Raw genomic sequence first — 16,723 nt, forward strand, 5'->3', positions numbered from 1 at the left:
CGCGGGCCTGCCCAGGAACCACCCGCATGGACCCCACCGCCCCCGACGACCAGATCCTGCTCGGCGACGAAGCCGTCGCCCGCGGCGCGATCGACGCCGGCCTCAGCGCCGCCTATGCCTACCCGGGCACCCCCTCGACCGAGATCTTCCAGACCCTCCAGGCCCAGGCCCGGGCCCTGGGCCTGCCGGTGCAAGGCCTGTGGTCGACCAACGAGAAGGTGGCGCTGGAAGAAGGCGTGGGCGTGTCCTACGCCGGCAGGCGCGCCCTGGTGGCGATGAAGCACGTGGGCCTGAACGTGGCGGCCGATCCGTTCATGAACGTGGCGGTGTCGGGCACCCATGGCGGCCTGGTGGTCGTGGTGGCCGACGACCCGGGCATGCACAGCTCGCAGAACGAGCAGGACTCGCGCTTCTTCGCCGATTTCGCGATGGTTCCCTGCCTGGAGCCGGCCGACCAGCAGCAGTGCTACGACTTCACCCGCGAGGCCTTCGAGCTGTCCGAGCGGCTGCAGCTGCCGGTGCTGCTGCGCCTGGTGACCCGGCTGGCGCACAGCCGCTCGGCGGTGCGCGCCGGCACCCGCCGCGCCCCCAACGACGCCCACTGGGTGCCCGACCCCGATCGTTTCACGCTGATCCCCGCCAACGCCCGCCGGGCCTACGCGGCGCTGGTCGACAAGCAGGCCGCGCTGCAGGACTGGAGCGCCAGCCACGCGGTGAACCGGCTGCAGATCACCGGCCAGGGCCGGCCCGGCATCCTGGTCAGCGGCATCGCCTGGAACTACCTGGTCGAGGCGCTGGGCGAGGACCTGGCCGGCTACAACCTGCTGCGCATCGGCGCCTACCCGCTGCCGGTGGCGCGCATCCGTGAACTGCTCGACGCGTCCAGCGAGGTCACCGTGGTCGAGGAGGGCTACCCCTTCATCGAGCGCCAGGTCAGCGCGCTGGGCCTGATGCGCGAGCGGCGCATCCTGGGCAAGCTCAGCGGCGCGCTGCCGCGCACCGGCGAGCTGAACCAGGACCTGGTGCGCCGCGCCTTCGGCCGGCCGGTGGCCCCGGTGCTGCAGGTGCCGGGCCTGGCCGCGGTGCTGGCGCCGCGCCCGCCACGCCTGTGCGACAAGTGCCCGCACACCGACACCTACCTGGCCATCAAGGAAGTCATCGCCGAGCTGGGCGAGGACGTGCGGGTGATGGGCGACATCGGCTGCTACTCGCTGGGCACGCTCGAGCCGCTGCGCGCGATCCACTCCTGCCTGTGCATGGGCTCGTCGATCGGCATGGCCATCGGCGCCGCGCACGCCGGCATGAGCCCGGCGCTGTGCGTGATCGGTGACGGCACCTTCACCCATTCCGGCCTGGCACCGCTGCTCGACGCGGTGCAGGCGAAGGTCAACATCAAGGTCTTCATCCTCGACAACTCGATCGTCGCGATGACCGGCGGCCAGCCCACGGCCGCCACCGACGAGCAGGTGGTGGACCTGGTGGCCGGCCTGGGCGTGCCGCGCGCGCACATCCGCGTGGTCGAGCCCACGCGCCATCAGAAGGACCACACGGTGGCCGTGATCCGCCAGGAGCTGGCCTACGAGGGCCTGTCGGTGATCATCGCGCGGCGCGCCTGCGTCACCTACGCCAAGGAGATCAAGGCGCTCAGGCACGCCCGCGGCGAGACCCCGGTGGTGGCCGCATGACGCTCGACCTGGTGCTGGGCGGCGTGGGCGGCCAGGGCGTGCTGTCGATCGCCTGGGTGATCGACCAGGCGGCCCATGCGGCCGGCCTGCACATCAAGCAGTCCGAGGTGCACGGCATGGCGCAGCGCGGTGGTGCGGTGTCGGCCTGCGTGCGGCTGTCGGACCAGCCGGTGGCCAGCGACCTGATCGCCGCCGGCTCGGCCGCGCTGGTGGCCGCGGTGGAGCCGCTCGAGGCGCTGCGTTACACGCCGCTGCTGCGCACCGACGGCACGGTGGTGACCGACGTGACCCCGCTGGTCAACATCGACCACTACCCGGACCTGGAGACGATGCTGACGGTGCTGTTCTCGCTGCCGAACCTGGTGGCGGTGGACGCCACCCGGCTGGCCCACGCCGCCGGCACGGTGAAGGCGCAGAACACCGTGGTGCTGGGCGCCGCCGCGCCGCTGCTGCCCCTGCCGCGCGAGGCGCTGGAGGCGCAGCTGCAGACGCTGTTCGAGCCCAAGGGCGAGCGCATCGTGCAGGCCAACCTGCGCGCCTTCCGCAAGGGCGCGGCGGCCACCGGCTTCGTGCAGGCGATGCGCGCGGCGGGTGTGCCCTCGGCGCGCGTGGCGCGGGTCAGCAGCCGGCTGGCCTTTGCCCCGCACCCGGTGGACGACACGCTGCTCGCCGCCTGGGCCGAGCGCCTGCTGGGGCCGCACGGCGAGGCCACCGCGCGGCAGGTCTGGGCCGCGCCAAAGCTGCTGCCGCTGGAGGCGGTGCATGCGGTGACGGCCTGAACTACGATCGGGCGGTGACCCCGTCCCCGCCCACCCCCGCCGGCCACTGATGGGCCAGCGCATCTTCCTGCTCGGTGCCAGCGGCACCATTGGTCTGGCCACCGCGCAGGCGCTGCGCGACCGCGGTCACCAGGTCACCGCCCTGGTGCGGCCACGCGCCGGCGTGCAGGGGCGCCTGACGCCCGCCGATCTGGCGCGCCAGCTCCCTGGCGTGGACTGGCGCGCGGGCGATGTCACGGACGCGGACTCGCTGGCGCGCGACGGCTTCGCCGGCCAGCGCTTCGACACCCTGGTGTCCTGCCTGGCCTCGCGCCACGGCGCCCCGGCCGATGCCTGGGCGATTGAGCACCGCGCCCCGGCCCAGGCGCTGCGTCTGGCGCGCCAGGCCGGCGTGGCGCGGGTGGTGCTGCTGTCGGCGATCTGCGTGCAGAAACCCCGGCTGGCCTTCCAGCATGCCAAGCTGGCGCTGGAGCGCGAGCTGATCGACTCGGGCCTGGACCACGCGATCGTGCGGCCCACCGCCTTCTTCAAGTCGCTGTCGGGCCAGGTCGAGCGGGTGCGCCGCGGCCAGCCCTTCCTGGTGTTCGGCGATGGCACGCTGACCGCCTGCAAGCCGATCGGCAACCAGGACCTGGCGCAGTACCTGGCCGACTGCGTGGACGACCCCGCCGGCCACCGCGGCATCCTGCCGATCGGCGGACCGGGCGAGGCGATCACGCCGCGCGCCCAGGGCGAGCTGCTGTTCGCGCTGGCCGGCCGGCCGCCGCGCTTTCGCCAGGTGCCGGTGGCGCTGCTGGACGGCGTGGTCGGCCTGCTGGGCACGCTGGGCCGGGTCTGGCCGGCGATGGCGGCCAAGGCCGAGCTGGCCCGCATCGGCCGCTACTACGCGACCGAATCGATGCTGGTGTGGGATGCGGCCAGCGGCCGCTACGACGCCCAGGCCACGCCCGCCACCGGCCGGCAGACGCTGGCGGAACACTACCGCCAGCTGCTCGCCGGCGAGCGCAGCGACGAGCGCGGCGACCACGCCGTCTTCTAGGTCATTCGCTCCGCGCCTACATTGCAGGCCATCCCAGGCCTGTCCGGAGTCGCGCATGTCCCTGTCGGTCAAGTCCGTTCTTGAAGGCACCGAGAAGGCCTTCCTGATGCTGATCGCGCTGTTCACCGTGGTGGCCATGGCGCAGGAGGTGTTCCACCTGCTGGAGCTGCGCCGGGTCGAGCTGAAGGACCTGCTGCTGATGTTCATCTACGCCGAGGTGCTGGGCATGCTCGGCGCCTTCTACGCCAGCCACCGCATCCCGATCACGATCCCGCTGTTCATCGCGATGACCGCGCTGGCGCGGTTGATCATCCTGCAGGGCAAGGAGGCCGACCCGTCGATCCTGCTGTACGAGAGCGGCGCGATCCTGCTGATCGCCACGGCCTGCTGGGTCATCGGCCGCATCCGTCCGCAAGAGTGAGCCGGCCCGCCTGAGCGCGGCGCCTGCGGCGGGTCGTCCTGGCCAGGGCGTCCTTACAATCACGCCCCCATGAGCCGGCCGCACGAATTCATCCTCACCCTGTCCTGCCCGGACGCCAAGGGCATCGTCCACAGCGTCTCGGGCCTGCTGTACCAGGCCGGCTGCAACATCATCGATTCGCAGCAGTTCGGCGACGTGCAGGACGAGGGCGCCACCGGCCTCTTCTTCATGCGCGTGCACTTCGAGGCGCCCGAGCACCTGGCCAGCGTCGACACGCTGGACAAGCTGTTCGGCCATGTGCGCGCGCAGTTCACGATGGACGCCCGCTTCCACGCGGTGGACGAGCGCCCGCGCGTGCTGCTGATGGTCAGCCAGCACGGCCACTGCCTGAACGACCTGCTGTTCCGCTGGAAGAGCGGCCAGCTGCCGATGGACATCCGCGCCATCGTCAGCAACCACACCACCTTCGCCGACCTGGCCGCCAGCTACGGCCTGCCCTTCCACCACCTGCCGCTGGCCGGCGGCTCCAGTGCCGAGGTCAAGCGCGCCCAGGAGCGCCAGGTCGAGGCCATCGTCGAAGCCGAGCAGATCGACCTGGTGGTGCTGGCGCGCTACATGCAGATCCTGTCGCAGGAGTTCTGCCAGGCGCTGCGCGGCCGGGCGATCAACATCCACCACAGCTTCCTGCCCAGCTTCAAGGGCGCCAAGCCCTACTACCAGGCGCACACCCGCGGGGTGAAGCTGATCGGCGCCACCGCCCACTACGTGACGCCTGATCTGGACGAGGGCCCGATCATCGAGCAGGACGTGGCGCGGGTGGACCACTCCTTGTCGGCCGAGGACCTGACCGCCGTGGGCCGCGATGTGGAATGCGTGGTGCTGGCCCGCGCGGTGCGCTGGCATGTTGAGCGCCGCGTGCTGATGAACGGCCACCGCACGGTGGTCTTCCGCTGACCATGCCCCGCATCGGCAAGGCCCAGACCGCGATGCTGCTGGCATCGCCCGATGACGCCGAGCAGCGCTTCTACGAGGCGCTGCGCGAGGCCGACCTCGACAAGCTGATGTCGCTGTGGGCCGAGGACGACGAGGTGGTGTGCATCCACCCCGGCGGCCCGCGCATGGTGGGCTGGGAAGCGGTGCGCGTGGCCTTCGAGGCGGTGTTCAGCAACGGCCCGATCCATGTGCAGCCCAGCAATGTGCGGCGCATCCACACCATGGACAGCGCGGTGCACAGCGTGGTGGAGCAGGTCGAGCTGCGCACCGACGAAGGCGTGCGCACCGGCTACGTGATGGCCACCAACGTCTACGCCAAGACCGCCCAGGGCTGGCGGCTGGTGATGCACCACGCCAGCCCCGGCACGCCGCACGAGCCGCCGGAGCTGGTCGAGACCCCGTCGGTGCTGCACTGATGCAGGGCCACCACGGGCCGCGCTGGCTGCCCGGCGGCCACGCGCAGACGATCTGGCCGGCGCTGTACGCGCGCCACCACCTGGGTCCGCGGCCCCGCTACACGCGCGAGCGCTGGGACACGCCCGACGGCGACTTCGTCGATGTCGATGTGCTGCAGGGCGACGCCCCGGCCGAGGCCCCCTGGCTGGTGCTGTTCCACGGCCTGGAGGGCTCTTCGTCCAGCGCCTATGCGCTGGCCTTTGCCGAGGTGGCGCGCAGCCGCGGCTGGCATTTCGCGGTGCCGCACTTCCGCGGCTGCTCGGGCGAACTCAACCGCGCGCCGCGCGCCTACCACTCGGGCGACTTCGCCGAGATCGGCTGGATCCTGGCCCGGCTGCGCCAGCGCGCCGCGGCGCCGCTGCGGGTGGTGGGCATCTCTCTGGGTGGCAATGCGCTGCTGCGCTGGGCCCAGGAAAGCGGCGACAGCGCGGCCGCCACCGCCGCCGCGGTGGCCGCGGTGTGCTCGCCGATCGACCTGGTGGCCGGCGGCCTGGCGCTGGGCCGCGGCCTGAACCGGCGCGTCTACACGCCGATGTTCCTGCGCAGCATGCTGCCCAAGGCGCTGGCCAAGTGGGAGCAGCACCCGGGCCTGTTCGACCGCGAGCGCCTGCGCGCCGCGCGCACGCTGTTCGAGTTCGACGAGGTCTTCACCGGGCCGGTGCACGGCTTCCGGGGAGCGCTCGACTACTGGACCCGTGCCTCGGCCAAGCCGCACCTGGCGGCCATCCGCATCCCGGCGCTGGTGGTGAATGCGCTGAACGACCCCTTCGTGCCCGCCGCCTGCCTGCCGCGCGCCCACGAGGTGGGCCGCTGCGTGACGCTGTGGCAGCCGCCGCACGGCGGCCATGTGGGCTTTGCCAGCGGCCGATTCCCCGGCCACGTCACGGCCATGCCGCAGGCGGTGAGCGCCTGGCTGGCCGATCACGCGTAAGCTGCGCCCATGGACGAGATCGTCAAGGCCGCGCTGGCCAAGTGGCCCAACGTGCCCGCCTGCCACGACTGGCTGGCGCTGGACGCGCGCGGCGACTGGTTCATGCGCGACGAGCGCATCCAGCGCGCCGGGCCCTTCCCGCAGGTCAAGGGCAGCGCGATCCGCCACGACAAGCTGCGCGCCTTCATCCACCGCAACTACGAGGCCGATGCGCAGGGCGCCTGGTACTTCCAGAACGGCCCGCAGCGGGTGTACGTGACGCTGGAGGCCGCGCCCCATGTGTGGCGGGTGGATGAGCGCGGCGCGCTGCAGTCGCACACCGGCCTGGCCGCACAGGCCCGCCAGGCCTGGCTGGACGAGGCGGGCCGGCTGTTCCTGGAAGCCGACCTCGGCTTCGGCATCGTCCACCCGCAGGACATGCTGGCCGCGTCCGACGCGCTGGAGCGCGGCGACTGGCCGCTGGCCGAACTGCCGTTCGCGCAGATGCCGGCGCGCTTCGGCTACCAGTTGCACCCGCAGCCATGAAAAAAGGCCGCCCCTGGGGCGGCCTTGATCGCGGTGCGGGCGCGGGCTTACTTGGCTTCGGCCGGGGCCTTGGGCTCGTCGAACTTGCCGCCGGCGTTGTTCACCATGTAGACCACGGCGCGGCCGATTTCCAGGTCGGAGGTGTCGCCGCCACCCTGGGCCGGCATGCTGTTCTTGCCCTTGAGCGCCGAGTTCAGCAGCGCCTCGTAGCCGGTCTTGATGCGCGGGCCCCAGGCCGCGGCGTCGCCGAACTTGGGCGCACCCAGCGCACCGGCGGCATGGCAGGCGGCGCAGACGGCCTTGAAGACTTCCTCGCCGGTGCGCGCAGCGCCACCGCCGGCCGCGGCCTTGACTTCCACGCGGCCCACCGGCTGCAGGCGCTCGGCAATGGCCTGGGCTTCGTCCGAGCTGTCGCTCATCTTCTTGTTGTTGGGCAGGAAGAAGATGCCCACCAGCACCGCCAGCAGGGCGACCACCGCCAGGGTGACCAGGTTCTTGGAACTGGCCTCGCCGCGTTGACGGGCCGGGGTGTGAACGTCGCGCATGGGATCCTCGGGGGGACAGGGATGGTTGGAAGGACGGGGTTCGGCCGGCCAGTCCGACCGGGAACGTCAACCTGGGATTATAGGCCGCACCCCCGGGTCATCCCTGACTCGGGCTTGACACTGCTAGAATCTGCGGCTTCCTGCGCTGCGCCCGTAGCTCAATGGATAGAGTACTGGCCTCCGAAGCCAGGGGTTGCTGGTTCGATCCCAGCCGGGCGCGCCACCCGCCGGGGCCGCTCAGCGCCGCCCCACCGGCGCGCGCAGCAGGTTCAGCGCATTGCCCGCCAGGATCAGGCCCACCCCCGCGGCCGTGAACAGGTCCAGCCGCTCCGCATAGGCCAGCCAGCCCACCAGCGCCGTCAGCGGCACCCGCAGGAAATCCATCGGCACGACCACGGTGGCGTCGGCATGGCGCATCGCCCGGGCAAAGCAGTAGTGCGAGTAGGTGCCGCAGAAGGCCACCACCACCACCCAGCCCCAGGTCGTGGCCGAGGGCCAGTGCCAGACCCACAGCGCCGGCACCAGGCCGATCGCGCTTTGCACCACCAGCATCCAGAAGCTGATCGCCACCGCCTCGTCGGTGCGGGTGAGCGACTTCACCAGCACAACCGAGACCGCAAAGCCCAGCGCCGACACCAGCGCGATCAGCTGCCCGGCGTCCAGCTCACCCCCGCGCGGCCGCACGATCGCCGCCACGCCCACCAGGCCCAGCCCCACGGCCAGCCACTTCAGGCCGCTCATGCGCTCGCCCAGGAACAGCACGGCCAGCGCGGCCGACCAGATCGGCATCGTGAACTCGATCGCCACCACCTGCGCCAGCGGGATCAGCGTCAGCGCCACGAACCAGCCGTACTGCGCGGCGTAATGCACCGTGTTGCGCAGCACATGCTGCGGCAGGCGCCGGGTCTGCACCGCGCCCAGGCCACCGGCGGCATGCACCAGCGGCCACAGCATGGCCATGCCCAGCGTCGAGCGCAGCAGCATGATCTGGAACACCGACAGCTCGCGCGACGCCTCGCGGCCCGCCACCGCGATCACCACCATCAGCGTCAGCCAGCCGGCCATCCAGCCGGCGGCGCGCCCGACCGAGGCCTCGGCGCCGGCCATCAGCCCCGCGCCAGCGGATTGGGCGTGGGCTCGGCCACCTTGGTCAGCGTGCTGCGGTCGGTGTGGTGGAACAACTCGTCCTGGCCGCGGATCTTCAGCACCGTGTCCTCGTCGTAGGTCCAGCTGCCATCCGGGTTGAACGTGACCTGGATGCGAAAACTCACCGTCTTGAAGGCCGCATCCAGGAAGGGCGCCGAGCAGATGCCAAAGGTGTCCAGGCCCTGGGTGGCGGTGAGCACGAACTGGTCGGCGTCGGGCGCCGCCGTGCCGCCGGCCAGCGCGGTCTGGCCGCGGGGGATGGTCAGCGTGTGCAGGATCTGGCCGGTGGCCGGCTCCCACAGCCAGTAGCCCACCTGGTCGTGGTAGGTCTTGATGTTGTCGGGCTTGGTGACGAACTGGTGGTAGCGCAGGCCATACATCAGCTGCGGGCCGTTGGTGACCGGGTCGATCGGCTGCAGCTCGATGCGGTCATGGAAGGCCTGCTTCTTCGGGCCCTCGGCCTTGGGTTTCACATCCAGCCCGCGCCGGCCTTCCCAGACGCCGGCCATGCGGGCCAGCGGGCCCAGGTTGGCCAGCGTGTGGACGTCGATCGGGTTCGGCTCGGTATAGATGTCGGCGGGAATGTCACTCATCGCAGGTCGGCGGATCATCAGGGGATCCGCCGACTGTAGACCAGTGCCCCGAAGCCGCTCAATGCCCGCCAGCCAGCAGCGCGGCGTTGCCCCCCGCTGCGGCGGTGTTGACCGTCAGCGTCTGCTCGGCGCAGAAGCGGTAGAGGTAGTGCGGGCCGCCCGCCTTGGGGCCGGTGCCCGACAGGCCCTCGCCGCCAAAGGGCTGCACGCCGACCACCGCGCCGATGGTGTTGCGGTTGACGTAGACGTTGCCGATGCGCGCCTGCTGCGCCAGGCGCTCGGCGCGGCTGTCGATGCGGGTCTGCAGGCCGAAGGTCAGGCCGTAGCCCAGCGCGTTGACCTGGCGCACCACGTCCTCGGGCACGCCGCCCCAGCGCACCACGTGCAGCACCGGACCGAAGATCTCGCTGCTCAGCTGGCCGATGTGCTGCAGCTCGAAGGCCACCGGCGTCTGCGTGTCGGGCAGCGCCTGCGGCGCCGGGGTCTCGGCGATCAGCCGGGCCTCGCCGCGCAGCCGCTGCACCTGGGCGGCGATGCCGGCGTGGGCCTCGGCGTCGATCAGCGGGCCGACGTCGGTGTCCAGCCGCGCCGGGTCGCCCACGCGCAGCTCGCGCATCGCGCCGGCCAGCATCTCGAGCAGGCCATCGGCAATGCTTTCGTGCACGCACAGCAGGCGCAGCGCCGAGCAGCGCTGGCCGGCCGAGCGGAAGGCGCTTTGCACCACCGCATCCACCACCTGTTCGGGCAGCGCGGTGCTGTCGACCAGCATCGCGTTGAGGCCGCCGGTCTCGGCGATCAGCGGCACGATGGGGCCATCCTTGGCGGCCAGCGCGCGGTTGATGTGGCGCGCCACGGCGGTGGAGCCGGTGAAGCACACGCCCGCCGTGCGGGCGTCGGCCACCAGCGCGGCGCCGACGGTCTCGCCGGGGCCGTGCAGCAGCACCAGCGCGTCGGCGGGCACGCCGGCCTGGTGCAGCAGTTCCACCATGCGCAGCGCCACGCCCGGCGTCTGCTCGGCCGGCTTGGCGGCCACGCTGTTGCCAGCCACCAGCGCCGCCACCACCTGGCCGGCAAAGATCGCCAGCGGGAAGTTCCAGGGGCTGATGCAGACGAACACGCCGCGGCCATGCAGGCGCAGCGTGTTGCGCTCGCCAGTGGGGCCGGGCAATTCCTGCTCGGCCAGGCGAGTGCGCGCCTGCTGGGCGTAGTAGCGGCAGAAGTCCACCGCCTCGCGCACCTCGGCCACGCAGTCGCCCAGGGTCTTGCGGGCTTCGGTGACCAGCAGGCCGCAGAACTCGGGCAGGCGGGCCTCCAGCGCGTCGGCGGCGCGCTCCAGCACCGCGGCGCGCTCGGCCAGCGGGCGTGCGTTCCAGCCCTCGAAGCCGGTCTGCAGCCGCGCCATCGCGGCGTCCACCGCGGCCGCGTCGGCCAGCGGCACAGCCGGCACCTGGGCCAGGGCCACCGCGGCTTCCAGCGGCGCGCGCTGGGCCAGGCAGCTGATGTCCACGCCCACCGAATTGCGCCGCGCCACGCCGTACAGCTGGGCCGGCAGCGTCAGGCCCTCGGCCTGCTCGCCGGCATGGGCCAGCGCCAGCGGCGAGGCCAGCAGTTCCTCGGGCAGCACCCGCGGGTCGGCCAGCTGGTGGACGAAGGACGAGTTGGCGCCGTTCTCCAGCAGCCGGCGCACCAGGTAGGCCAGCAGGTCGCGGTGCTCGCCCACGGGGGCGTACACGCGCAGCGCGCCGATGCCGTCCTTCAGCACCTCGCGGTAGACGCCGTCTCCCATGCCGTGCAGGCGCTGCATCTCGAAATGGGTGTCGGGCAGCGCGCCCAGGCCGCGGGCGAGCTGGTCGATGGCGCCGATGGTGCCGGCGTTGTGGGTGGCGAACTGCGGGTACAGCACGTCGCGCGCTTCCAGCAATGCCTTGGCGCAGGCCAGGTAGGAGACGTCGGTGTGCGCCTTGCGGGTGTAGACCGGGTAGCCCACCAGGCCCAGCTCCTGGGCGCGCTTGACCTCGCCGTCCCAGTAGGCGCCCTTGACCAGGCGCACCATGAAGCGCAGGTTCAGCGTGCGGGCGATGCGCGCCACCTCGTCGACCACGCCCAGCGCGCGCGTCTGGTAGGCCTGCACCGCCAGGCCGAAGCCGGCCCAGCGCGGGTACTGCGCGGCAATGCGACGCGCCAGCGCCTCGAAGACATCCAGCGACAGCTCCAGCCGGTCCACCTCCTCGGCGTCGATGGTCAGGTTCAGGTTGGCCTCGGCGGCCAGCGCCACCAGTTGCCAGACGCGCGGCAAGAGCTCGGCTTCGACGCGCTCGCGCTGCAGTTCCTCATAGCGCGAGAACAGCGCCGAGAGCTTGATCGAGATGCCATCGGCCCCGGTGGGCCCGTCCTGCAGCGCCGAGCGGCCGCTGGCCGATGCGGCGATGGCGCGGATCGCGCCCGCGTAGGCGGCCAGATAACGCTCGGCGTCGTGCTCGGTGCGCGCGCCCTCGCCCAGCATGTCGTAGGAGAAGCGCAACCGCGGCTGGGCGCGGCGCTGGCCGTCGGCCTCGTCCATCGCCTCGTCGATGGTGCGGCCCAGCACGAACTGCCGCCCCAGCAACTGGATCGCCCGCAGCGTGGCCGCGACCACGGTGCGCGCGCCCAGGCGCTGCATCAGGCCGGGCTCGCTGGTGCCGGCCTCGGGCAGGAAGCTCTTGCTCATCGCGATGGCGGTGGCCGACAGGCGCGCCAGCAGGCCCTGCGAGCCGTCGGCGGCGTCGAAGTCGGCGCGGCCGAGCTGGTCAGCCGTCAGCGCGATCGCGGTTTCCACATCGGGCACGCGCAGCAGCGCCTCGGCCAGGCGCATCAGGGCCAGCCCCTCGGCGCTGCTGATCGGGTACTCCTTGAGCAGCGACTCCATCGCCCAGAACGGGGCCGGGTGCTCGCGCACCGCCTGCACCCAGGGCCGGGCGCGGGCCACCACGGCCGACCAGTCGAAGCCACGGCCCAGGCGTTCGCGGCAGCCGGCCAGGGCCTGGGCCTCGGGGCGGTAGGGAAACGGCAGGCGGGCGTGCGGCGGACGCGGCAGGGCGAGCGGGGAGAGGGTGTTCATGGCGGTGATGGCAGGGTTAGAACTACTGCGAAGATGCGCAGCGTATGGCGACAATGCCTGCGAAAGATTCGGAGTTTTGTAGTCCTCACGGAGTTTTTACCCGCATGAAGTCGACACCCGATCCTGCGCCCAATGCCGAACGCAGCCTCGACAAGATCGATCTGCGCATCCTGCGGGTGCTGCAGGCCGATGGCCGCATCAGCAACCTCAAGCTGGCCGAGGAGGTGCATCTGTCGCCCACCGCGGTGCTGGAGCGGGTCAAGCGGCTGACGCGCGACAACTACATCCTGGGCTACGAGACGCGGCTGAACCCCGCCAAGCTGGGCGCCGGCCTGATGGTCTTCGTCGAGGTGCTGCTCGACCGCACGGTGCACGACGTGATGGACAGTTTCCGCGCCGCGGTGCAGGTGCGCCAGGAAATCCTGGAATGCCACCTGGTGGCCGGTGGCTTCGACTACCTGCTGAAGACGCGGGTGTCCGACATGGCGGCCTACCGCAGCTTCGTGGGCGACGTGATCTGGTCGCTGCCCGGTGTGCGCGAAACCCGCACCTACGCCGTGATGGAAGAGGTCAAGAACACCACCGCGCTGAGTTTCTGACACCCCGGCAGCGACTTCAAGTTAGGGGGATCCACCGGTCGCATCACCCCCCACCGGGTGATGGGGCGGCCAGCGCGCGGCGCTGAAGATGGCGGCACCCACCGCGAGGAGCCCGCCATGACCCCGCCGCCCGCCCTTGACACCCCGCCCACCGACACCCCCTCGGCCACCCTGCCCGGCCTGGGCGACTGGCAGGGCTCCAGCCAGGACCTGCGCGCCGGCCTGTTCCTGCAGGAACTGCACGAGTTCCCGCTGCACTTCCTCAGCCTGGAACCCGCCAGCGCCCCTCACTGAGCCGGGCCGGGCCGGGCGCGGGCGCCGAAGATCGCGGTGCCGATGCGCACCATCGTGGCGCCTTCCTGCACCGCGGCCTCCAGGTCGGCACTCATGCCCATCGACAGCGTGTCCAGGTCCAGGCCCTGGGTGCGCAGGCCGTCGCGCAAGGAACGCAGCAGCGCGTGCGGGGCCCGCTGGCGCACCGGGTCGTCCTCGGGCTCAGGGATCGCCATCAGGCCGCGCAGGCGAACCCGCGGCAGCTTGGCCACCGCCTGGGCCAGCGCGGGCAGCTCGTCGGGCGCCACGCCGCTCTTGCTGGCCTCGTCGCTCACATTGACCTGCAGGCACAGCTGCAGCGGCGACAGGTGGTCGGGGCGCTGTTCGGACAGGCGCTGGGCGATCTTCAGCCGGTCCACCGAGTGCACCCAGTCGAAGGCCTCGGCCACCGGTCGGGTCTTGTTGGACTGCAGCGGGCCGATCAGGTGCCACTCCAGATCGGCACGCCGGTCGGCCAGCGCGGCGATCTTGTCCAGCGCCTCCTGCACGTAGTTCTCGCCGAAGGCCCGCTGGCCGGCGGCCAGCGCGGCACGCACGGCATCGGGCGGGCAGGTCTTGCTGACCGCCAGCAGCGTCACCGACCCCGCGGGCCGGTGCGCCAGTGTGCACGCGGCCTCGATCCGGGTGCGCACCTGTAGTATGTTCTCGGGGATACTGGGCATCACCCCACAGAGCATAAGCCACAGGCCCGTGACCGGGCCCACCGCACCATGGACATCACCCAGCTGCTCGCGTTCTCCGTCAAGAACAAGGCCTCGGACCTGCACCTGGCGGCCGGCCTGCCGCCGATGATCCGCGTGCACGGTGACGTGCGGCGCATCAACATCGACCCGCTGACGCACAAGCAGGTGCACGCCATGGTGTACGACATCATGAACGACACCCAGCGCAAGACCTACGAGGACACGCTGGAGTGCGACTTCAGCTTCGAGGTCCAGGGCCTGGCGCGCTTCCGGGTCAACGCCTTCCACCAGCAGCGCGGCGCCTCGGCCGTGTTCCGCACCATTCCGTCGAAGATCCAGACCTTGCAGCAGCTCAACTGCCCCGCGGTGTTCGCCGACCTGGCGCTCAAGCCGCGTGGTCTGGTGCTGGTGACCGGCCCCACCGGCTCGGGCAAGTCCACCACGCTGGCGGCCATGGTCGACCACCTCAACGAGAGCGAGTACGGCCACATCCTGACGCTGGAAGACCCGATCGAGTTCGTCCACGAGAGCAAGAAGTGCCTGGTCAACCAGCGCGAGGTGGGCCCGCACACGCTGAGCTTCTCGAACGCGCTGCGCGCCGCCCTGCGCGAAGACCCCGACGCCATCCTGGTGGGCGAGCTGCGCGACCTGGAAACCATCCGCCTGGCGCTGACCGCCGCCGAGACCGGCCACCTGGTGTTCGGCACGCTGCACACCTCCAGCGCCGCCAAGACGGTGGACCGCGTGGTCGACGTCTTCCCCGCCGCCGAGAAGGACATGGTGCGCGCGATGCTGTCCGAGTCGCTGGTCGCGGTGATCGCCCAGACGCTGTGCAAGACCAAGGACGGCAACGGCCGGGTCGCCGCCCACGAGATCATGCTGGGCACCGCCGCCATCCGCAACCTGATCCGCGAGAACAAGCTGGCCCAGATGTACTCGGCCATCCAGACCGGCCAGAACGTGGGTATGCAGACCCTCGACCAGTGCCTGGCCGACCTGGTGCGGCGCAACCAGATCTCGGCGGCCGAGGCACGCACCCGCGCCCGCTTCCCCGAGAACTTCCCGGGCTGATCCATCGTGCACGACTTCTTCAAGCGACTCTTCGGCCGGTCGTCCTCGACCACCGCCGCCCGCCCCGACGACCAGGGCTTCTACGCCACCCAGTTCGTCGAGCGCCACGCCGACACCCAGCTCTACGTCCACTGGGCGCAGCGCGCGCCCGACCTGAAGGCCGAGCCCTACGACAGCGCGCTGGGCGTGCTGGCGCTGGTGCGCCTGCTGGGCTCCGACCGCCAGCTGGCCGACCTGGGCACCGAGCAGCTGTCGGTGCTGGGCGGCTACCTCGACTATGTGCAGATCGAATCGGGCAAGCTGATCATCGGCCAGGAGGAACAGGGCGACTTCATGATGGTCGTGCTGCACGGCATGCTGGTGGAAACGCGGCTGCAGCCCTCGGGCGAGCGCATCCGCCTGGGCGAGGCCCGCGCCGGCGACCTGCTGGGCGAATTCAGCGCGCTCGACAGCGAGACCCGCGTCTCGTCGTGGACCGCCGCCTCGCCGGTGACGCTGGCGGTGATCAGCGCCTCCACGCTGGAGCGCATGACCCAGGAAGACCCGCGCCTGGCCGCTGCGCTGCTGACCTGGCTGGGCAAGCGCGTCTCGCGCCGACTGCGCCAGGCCAATGCCCGCCTGGGCGCCCAACTCACCCGCGGCACGGCCGACTGAGCACCTCACGGAGACTTGTCATGGAACGCGACCAGGCCTCGAAATTCATCAATGACCTGCTGCGTCTGCTGGTCACCCGCAACGGCTCGGACCTCTTCCTGACGGCCGACTTCCCGCCGGCGATCAAGGTGGACGGCAAGGTGGCCAAGGTCTCGCCGCAGCCGCTGACCGGCGCCCACACCGTGGCGCTGGCGCGGGCCATCATGAACGACAAGCAGGCGGCCGATTTCGAGCGCACCAAGGAGTGCAACTTCGCGATCTCGCCGCAGGGCATCGGGCGTTTCCGCGTCAGCACCTTCATGCAGCAGGGCCATGTGGGCATGGTGCTGCGCACGATTCCCGCGCACATCCCCACCGTGGATGAACTGGGCCTGCCGAAGATCCTCAAGGACATCGGCATGACCAAGCGCGGCCTGGTGATCCTGGTGGGCGGCACCGGCTCGGGCAAGAGCACCTCGATGGCGGCGATGATCGACTGGCGCAACGAGAACGCCCACGACCACATCATCACCGTGGAAGACCCGGTGGAGTTCGTGCACCCGCACAAGAACTGCATCGTCACGCAGCGCGAGATCGGCATCGACACCGACGACTGGGACGTGGCGCTGAAGAACTCGCTGCGCCAGGCGCCGGATGTGATCCTGATGGGCGAGATCCGCGACCGCAAGACGATGGAGCTGGCGATCGCCTTTGCCGAGACCGGCCACCTGTGCATGGCCACGCTGCACGCCAACAGCGCCAACCAGGCGCTGGACCGGATCATCAACTTCTTCCCCGAGGAGCGCCGCGACCAGCTGCTGATGGACGTCTCGCTGAACCTCAAGGGCCTGATCTCGCAGCGCCTGATCCCGCGCCAGGAAGGCAAGGGCCGGATCGCCGCGGTGGAGATCATGCTCAACACGCCGCTGATGGCCGACCTGATCTTCAAGGGCCAGGTGGGCGAGATCAAGGAGCTGATGAAGCGCTCGCGCGAGCACGGCATGCAGACCTTCGACCAGGCCCTGTTCGACCTCTACGAGTCGCACGCGATCAGCTACGAAGACGCGCTGCGCAACGCCGACTCGGTCAACGACCTGCGCCTGCAGATCAAGCTCGACAGCAAGCGCGCCCGCGTGACCGACCTGTCGGCCGGCACCGAGCACCTGCAGATCATCTGACGACCCCACGCCGCCC

General features: G+C 71.1%; 18 protein-coding genes and 1 tRNA gene. 14 read left to right on the top strand and 5 right to left on the bottom strand.

The window, feature by feature from the left end; genetic code table 11:
• Window positions 1–26 precede the first annotated feature (26 nt).
• The 8 genes from KAK03_RS06525 (at window position 27) to KAK03_RS06560 (ending at window position 6,829) form a co-directional block, all read left to right on the top strand.
• Window positions 27–1,685: a thiamine pyrophosphate-dependent enzyme gene (locus KAK03_RS06525; RefSeq protein WP_210852586.1), complete on the top strand. Its 1,659-nt coding sequence runs from the start codon at window positions 27–29 to the stop codon at window positions 1,683–1,685.
• A complete protein-coding gene (locus KAK03_RS06530; RefSeq protein ID WP_210852594.1) occupies window positions 1,682–2,464 on the top strand; it encodes an indolepyruvate oxidoreductase subunit beta in 783 nt (260 codons plus the stop codon). The genes KAK03_RS06525 and KAK03_RS06530 overlap by 4 nt, the downstream gene beginning before the upstream one ends.
• Before the next feature lie 49 nt (window positions 2,465–2,513).
• Window positions 2,514–3,503, top strand: coding sequence for an NAD(P)H-binding protein (locus KAK03_RS06535; protein ID WP_210852596.1), 990 nt, complete (start codon window positions 2,514–2,516; stop codon window positions 3,501–3,503).
• Window positions 3,504–3,558: 55 nt separating this feature from the next.
• Window positions 3,559–3,924: a phosphate-starvation-inducible protein PsiE gene (locus KAK03_RS06540; RefSeq protein ID WP_247660969.1), complete on the top strand. Its 366-nt coding sequence runs from the start codon at window positions 3,559–3,561 to the stop codon at window positions 3,922–3,924.
• Between the two features lie 69 nt (window positions 3,925–3,993).
• Window positions 3,994–4,878: a formyltetrahydrofolate deformylase gene (purU, locus tag KAK03_RS06545; protein WP_210852598.1), complete on the top strand. Its 885-nt coding sequence runs from the start codon at window positions 3,994–3,996 to the stop codon at window positions 4,876–4,878.
• A 2-nt stretch (window positions 4,879–4,880) separates the two neighbouring features.
• On the top strand, window positions 4,881–5,333 hold the full coding sequence (locus KAK03_RS06550; RefSeq protein ID WP_210852600.1) for a YybH family protein: 453 nt from the start codon (window positions 4,881–4,883) through the stop codon (window positions 5,331–5,333).
• Window positions 5,333–6,304: a YheT family hydrolase gene (locus KAK03_RS06555; RefSeq protein WP_210852602.1), complete on the top strand. Its 972-nt coding sequence runs from the start codon at window positions 5,333–5,335 to the stop codon at window positions 6,302–6,304. The genes KAK03_RS06550 and KAK03_RS06555 overlap by 1 nt, the downstream gene beginning before the upstream one ends.
• Window positions 6,305–6,313: 9 nt before the next feature.
• Window positions 6,314–6,829, top strand: a complete 516-nt coding sequence (locus tag KAK03_RS06560; protein ID WP_210852604.1) for a DUF2946 family protein — start codon at window positions 6,314–6,316, stop codon at window positions 6,827–6,829.
• 47 nt (window positions 6,830–6,876) lie between these two features.
• On the opposite strand, the gene KAK03_RS06565 is transcribed toward KAK03_RS06560, so the two are convergent.
• The gene (locus KAK03_RS06565; RefSeq protein ID WP_210852606.1) at window positions 6,877–7,374 is read right to left on the bottom strand and encodes a c-type cytochrome; all 498 of its coding nucleotides are present in this window, start codon (window positions 7,372–7,374) and stop codon (window positions 6,877–6,879) included.
• A gap of 147 nt (window positions 7,375–7,521) precedes the next feature.
• On the opposite strand from KAK03_RS06565, the gene KAK03_RS06570 reads away from it, so the two are divergent.
• Window positions 7,522–7,597 (top strand) — tRNA-Arg (locus KAK03_RS06570).
• A 14-nt stretch (window positions 7,598–7,611) separates the two neighbouring features.
• On the opposite strand, the gene KAK03_RS06575 is transcribed toward KAK03_RS06570, so the two are convergent.
• The 3 genes from KAK03_RS06575 to KAK03_RS06585 are packed head-to-tail and all read right to left on the bottom strand — an operon-like array spanning window position 7,612 to window position 12,210.
• Window positions 7,612–8,481: a DMT family transporter gene (locus KAK03_RS06575; protein WP_247660970.1), complete on the bottom strand. Its 870-nt coding sequence runs from the start codon at window positions 8,479–8,481 to the stop codon at window positions 7,612–7,614.
• The gene (locus tag KAK03_RS06580) at window positions 8,481–9,113 is read right to left on the bottom strand and encodes an FABP family protein (RefSeq protein ID WP_210852608.1); all 633 of its coding nucleotides are present in this window, start codon (window positions 9,111–9,113) and stop codon (window positions 8,481–8,483) included. The genes KAK03_RS06575 and KAK03_RS06580 overlap by 1 nt, the downstream gene beginning before the upstream one ends.
• Window positions 9,114–9,171: 58 nt before the next feature.
• On the bottom strand, window positions 9,172–12,210 hold the full coding sequence (locus KAK03_RS06585) for an L-glutamate gamma-semialdehyde dehydrogenase (RefSeq protein WP_210852616.1): 3,039 nt from the start codon (window positions 12,208–12,210) through the stop codon (window positions 9,172–9,174).
• 104 nt (window positions 12,211–12,314) lie between these two features.
• Here KAK03_RS06585 and KAK03_RS06590 point away from each other — a divergent pair, with 104 nt between their 5' ends.
• Entirely contained in the window at window positions 12,315–12,809 is a 495-nt protein-coding gene (locus KAK03_RS06590) for an Lrp/AsnC ligand binding domain-containing protein (RefSeq protein WP_210852624.1), read from the top strand.
• A 117-nt stretch (window positions 12,810–12,926) separates the two neighbouring features.
• The gene (locus tag KAK03_RS06595) at window positions 12,927–13,103 is read left to right on the top strand and encodes a hypothetical protein (RefSeq protein WP_210852627.1); all 177 of its coding nucleotides are present in this window, start codon (window positions 12,927–12,929) and stop codon (window positions 13,101–13,103) included.
• Here the strand turns inward: KAK03_RS06595 and KAK03_RS06600 are convergent.
• Complete coding sequence (locus KAK03_RS06600; protein ID WP_210852629.1) at window positions 13,097–13,804, bottom strand: YggS family pyridoxal phosphate-dependent enzyme; 708 nt, start codon at window positions 13,802–13,804, stop codon at window positions 13,097–13,099. The two genes, KAK03_RS06595 and KAK03_RS06600, sit on opposite strands and share 7 nt — an antisense overlap.
• A gap of 48 nt (window positions 13,805–13,852) precedes the next feature.
• Between KAK03_RS06600 and KAK03_RS06605 the strand changes: the two genes are divergently transcribed.
• From KAK03_RS06605 to KAK03_RS06615, 3 genes are read left to right on the top strand one after another with little or no spacing between them, the layout of a single operon-like run.
• Window positions 13,853–14,896 carry a type IV pilus twitching motility protein PilT gene (locus KAK03_RS06605; protein WP_210801579.1) on the top strand — a complete coding sequence of 348 codons (1,044 nt, stop codon included), beginning with the start codon at window positions 13,853–13,855 and terminating at the stop codon, window positions 14,894–14,896.
• 6 nt (window positions 14,897–14,902) lie between these two features.
• Complete coding sequence (locus KAK03_RS25370; RefSeq protein WP_210852631.1) at window positions 14,903–15,550, top strand: Crp/Fnr family transcriptional regulator; 648 nt, start codon at window positions 14,903–14,905, stop codon at window positions 15,548–15,550.
• Between the two features lie 20 nt (window positions 15,551–15,570).
• Complete coding sequence (locus KAK03_RS06615; RefSeq protein WP_210852633.1) at window positions 15,571–16,707, top strand: PilT/PilU family type 4a pilus ATPase; 1,137 nt, start codon at window positions 15,571–15,573, stop codon at window positions 16,705–16,707.
• The last annotated feature ends 16 nt before the right edge of the window (window positions 16,708–16,723 follow it).

The organism is Ideonella alba (genome assembly GCF_018069845.1).
Taxonomy (GTDB): domain Bacteria; phylum Pseudomonadota; class Gammaproteobacteria; order Burkholderiales; family Burkholderiaceae_C; genus Ideonella; species Ideonella alba.

What these genes read in the sequence shown, in the direction of transcription:
- KAK03_RS06525 (WP_210852586.1), top strand. Translation starts at nt 27, where the DNA reads ATGGACCCCACCGCCCCCGACGACCAGATCCTGCTCGGCGACGAAGCC.
- KAK03_RS06530 (WP_210852594.1), top strand. Translation starts at nt 1,682, where the DNA reads ATGACGCTCGACCTGGTGCTGGGCGGCGTGGGCGGCCAGGGCGTGCTG.
- KAK03_RS06535 (WP_210852596.1), top strand. Translation starts at nt 2,514, where the DNA reads ATGGGCCAGCGCATCTTCCTGCTCGGTGCCAGCGGCACCATTGGTCTG.
- KAK03_RS06540 (WP_247660969.1), top strand. Translation starts at nt 3,559, where the DNA reads ATGTCCCTGTCGGTCAAGTCCGTTCTTGAAGGCACCGAGAAGGCCTTC.
- purU (WP_210852598.1), top strand. Translation starts at nt 3,994, where the DNA reads ATGAGCCGGCCGCACGAATTCATCCTCACCCTGTCCTGCCCGGACGCC.
- KAK03_RS06550 (WP_210852600.1), top strand. Translation starts at nt 4,881, where the DNA reads ATGCCCCGCATCGGCAAGGCCCAGACCGCGATGCTGCTGGCATCGCCC.
- KAK03_RS06555 (WP_210852602.1), top strand. Translation starts at nt 5,333, where the DNA reads ATGCAGGGCCACCACGGGCCGCGCTGGCTGCCCGGCGGCCACGCGCAG.
- KAK03_RS06560 (WP_210852604.1), top strand. Translation starts at nt 6,314, where the DNA reads ATGGACGAGATCGTCAAGGCCGCGCTGGCCAAGTGGCCCAACGTGCCC.
- KAK03_RS06565 (WP_210852606.1), bottom strand. Translation starts at nt 7,374, where the DNA reads ATGCGCGACGTTCACACCCCGGCCCGTCAACGCGGCGAGGCCAGTTCC.
- KAK03_RS06575 (WP_247660970.1), bottom strand. Translation starts at nt 8,481, where the DNA reads ATGGCCGGCGCCGAGGCCTCGGTCGGGCGCGCCGCCGGCTGGATGGCC.
- KAK03_RS06580 (WP_210852608.1), bottom strand. Translation starts at nt 9,113, where the DNA reads ATGAGTGACATTCCCGCCGACATCTATACCGAGCCGAACCCGATCGAC.
- KAK03_RS06585 (WP_210852616.1), bottom strand. Translation starts at nt 12,210, where the DNA reads ATGAACACCCTCTCCCCGCTCGCCCTGCCGCGTCCGCCGCACGCCCGC.
- KAK03_RS06590 (WP_210852624.1), top strand. Translation starts at nt 12,315, where the DNA reads ATGAAGTCGACACCCGATCCTGCGCCCAATGCCGAACGCAGCCTCGAC.
- KAK03_RS06595 (WP_210852627.1), top strand. Translation starts at nt 12,927, where the DNA reads ATGACCCCGCCGCCCGCCCTTGACACCCCGCCCACCGACACCCCCTCG.
- KAK03_RS06600 (WP_210852629.1), bottom strand. Translation starts at nt 13,804, where the DNA reads ATGCCCAGTATCCCCGAGAACATACTACAGGTGCGCACCCGGATCGAG.
- KAK03_RS06605 (WP_210801579.1), top strand. Translation starts at nt 13,853, where the DNA reads ATGGACATCACCCAGCTGCTCGCGTTCTCCGTCAAGAACAAGGCCTCG.
- KAK03_RS06615 (WP_210852633.1), top strand. Translation starts at nt 15,571, where the DNA reads ATGGAACGCGACCAGGCCTCGAAATTCATCAATGACCTGCTGCGTCTG.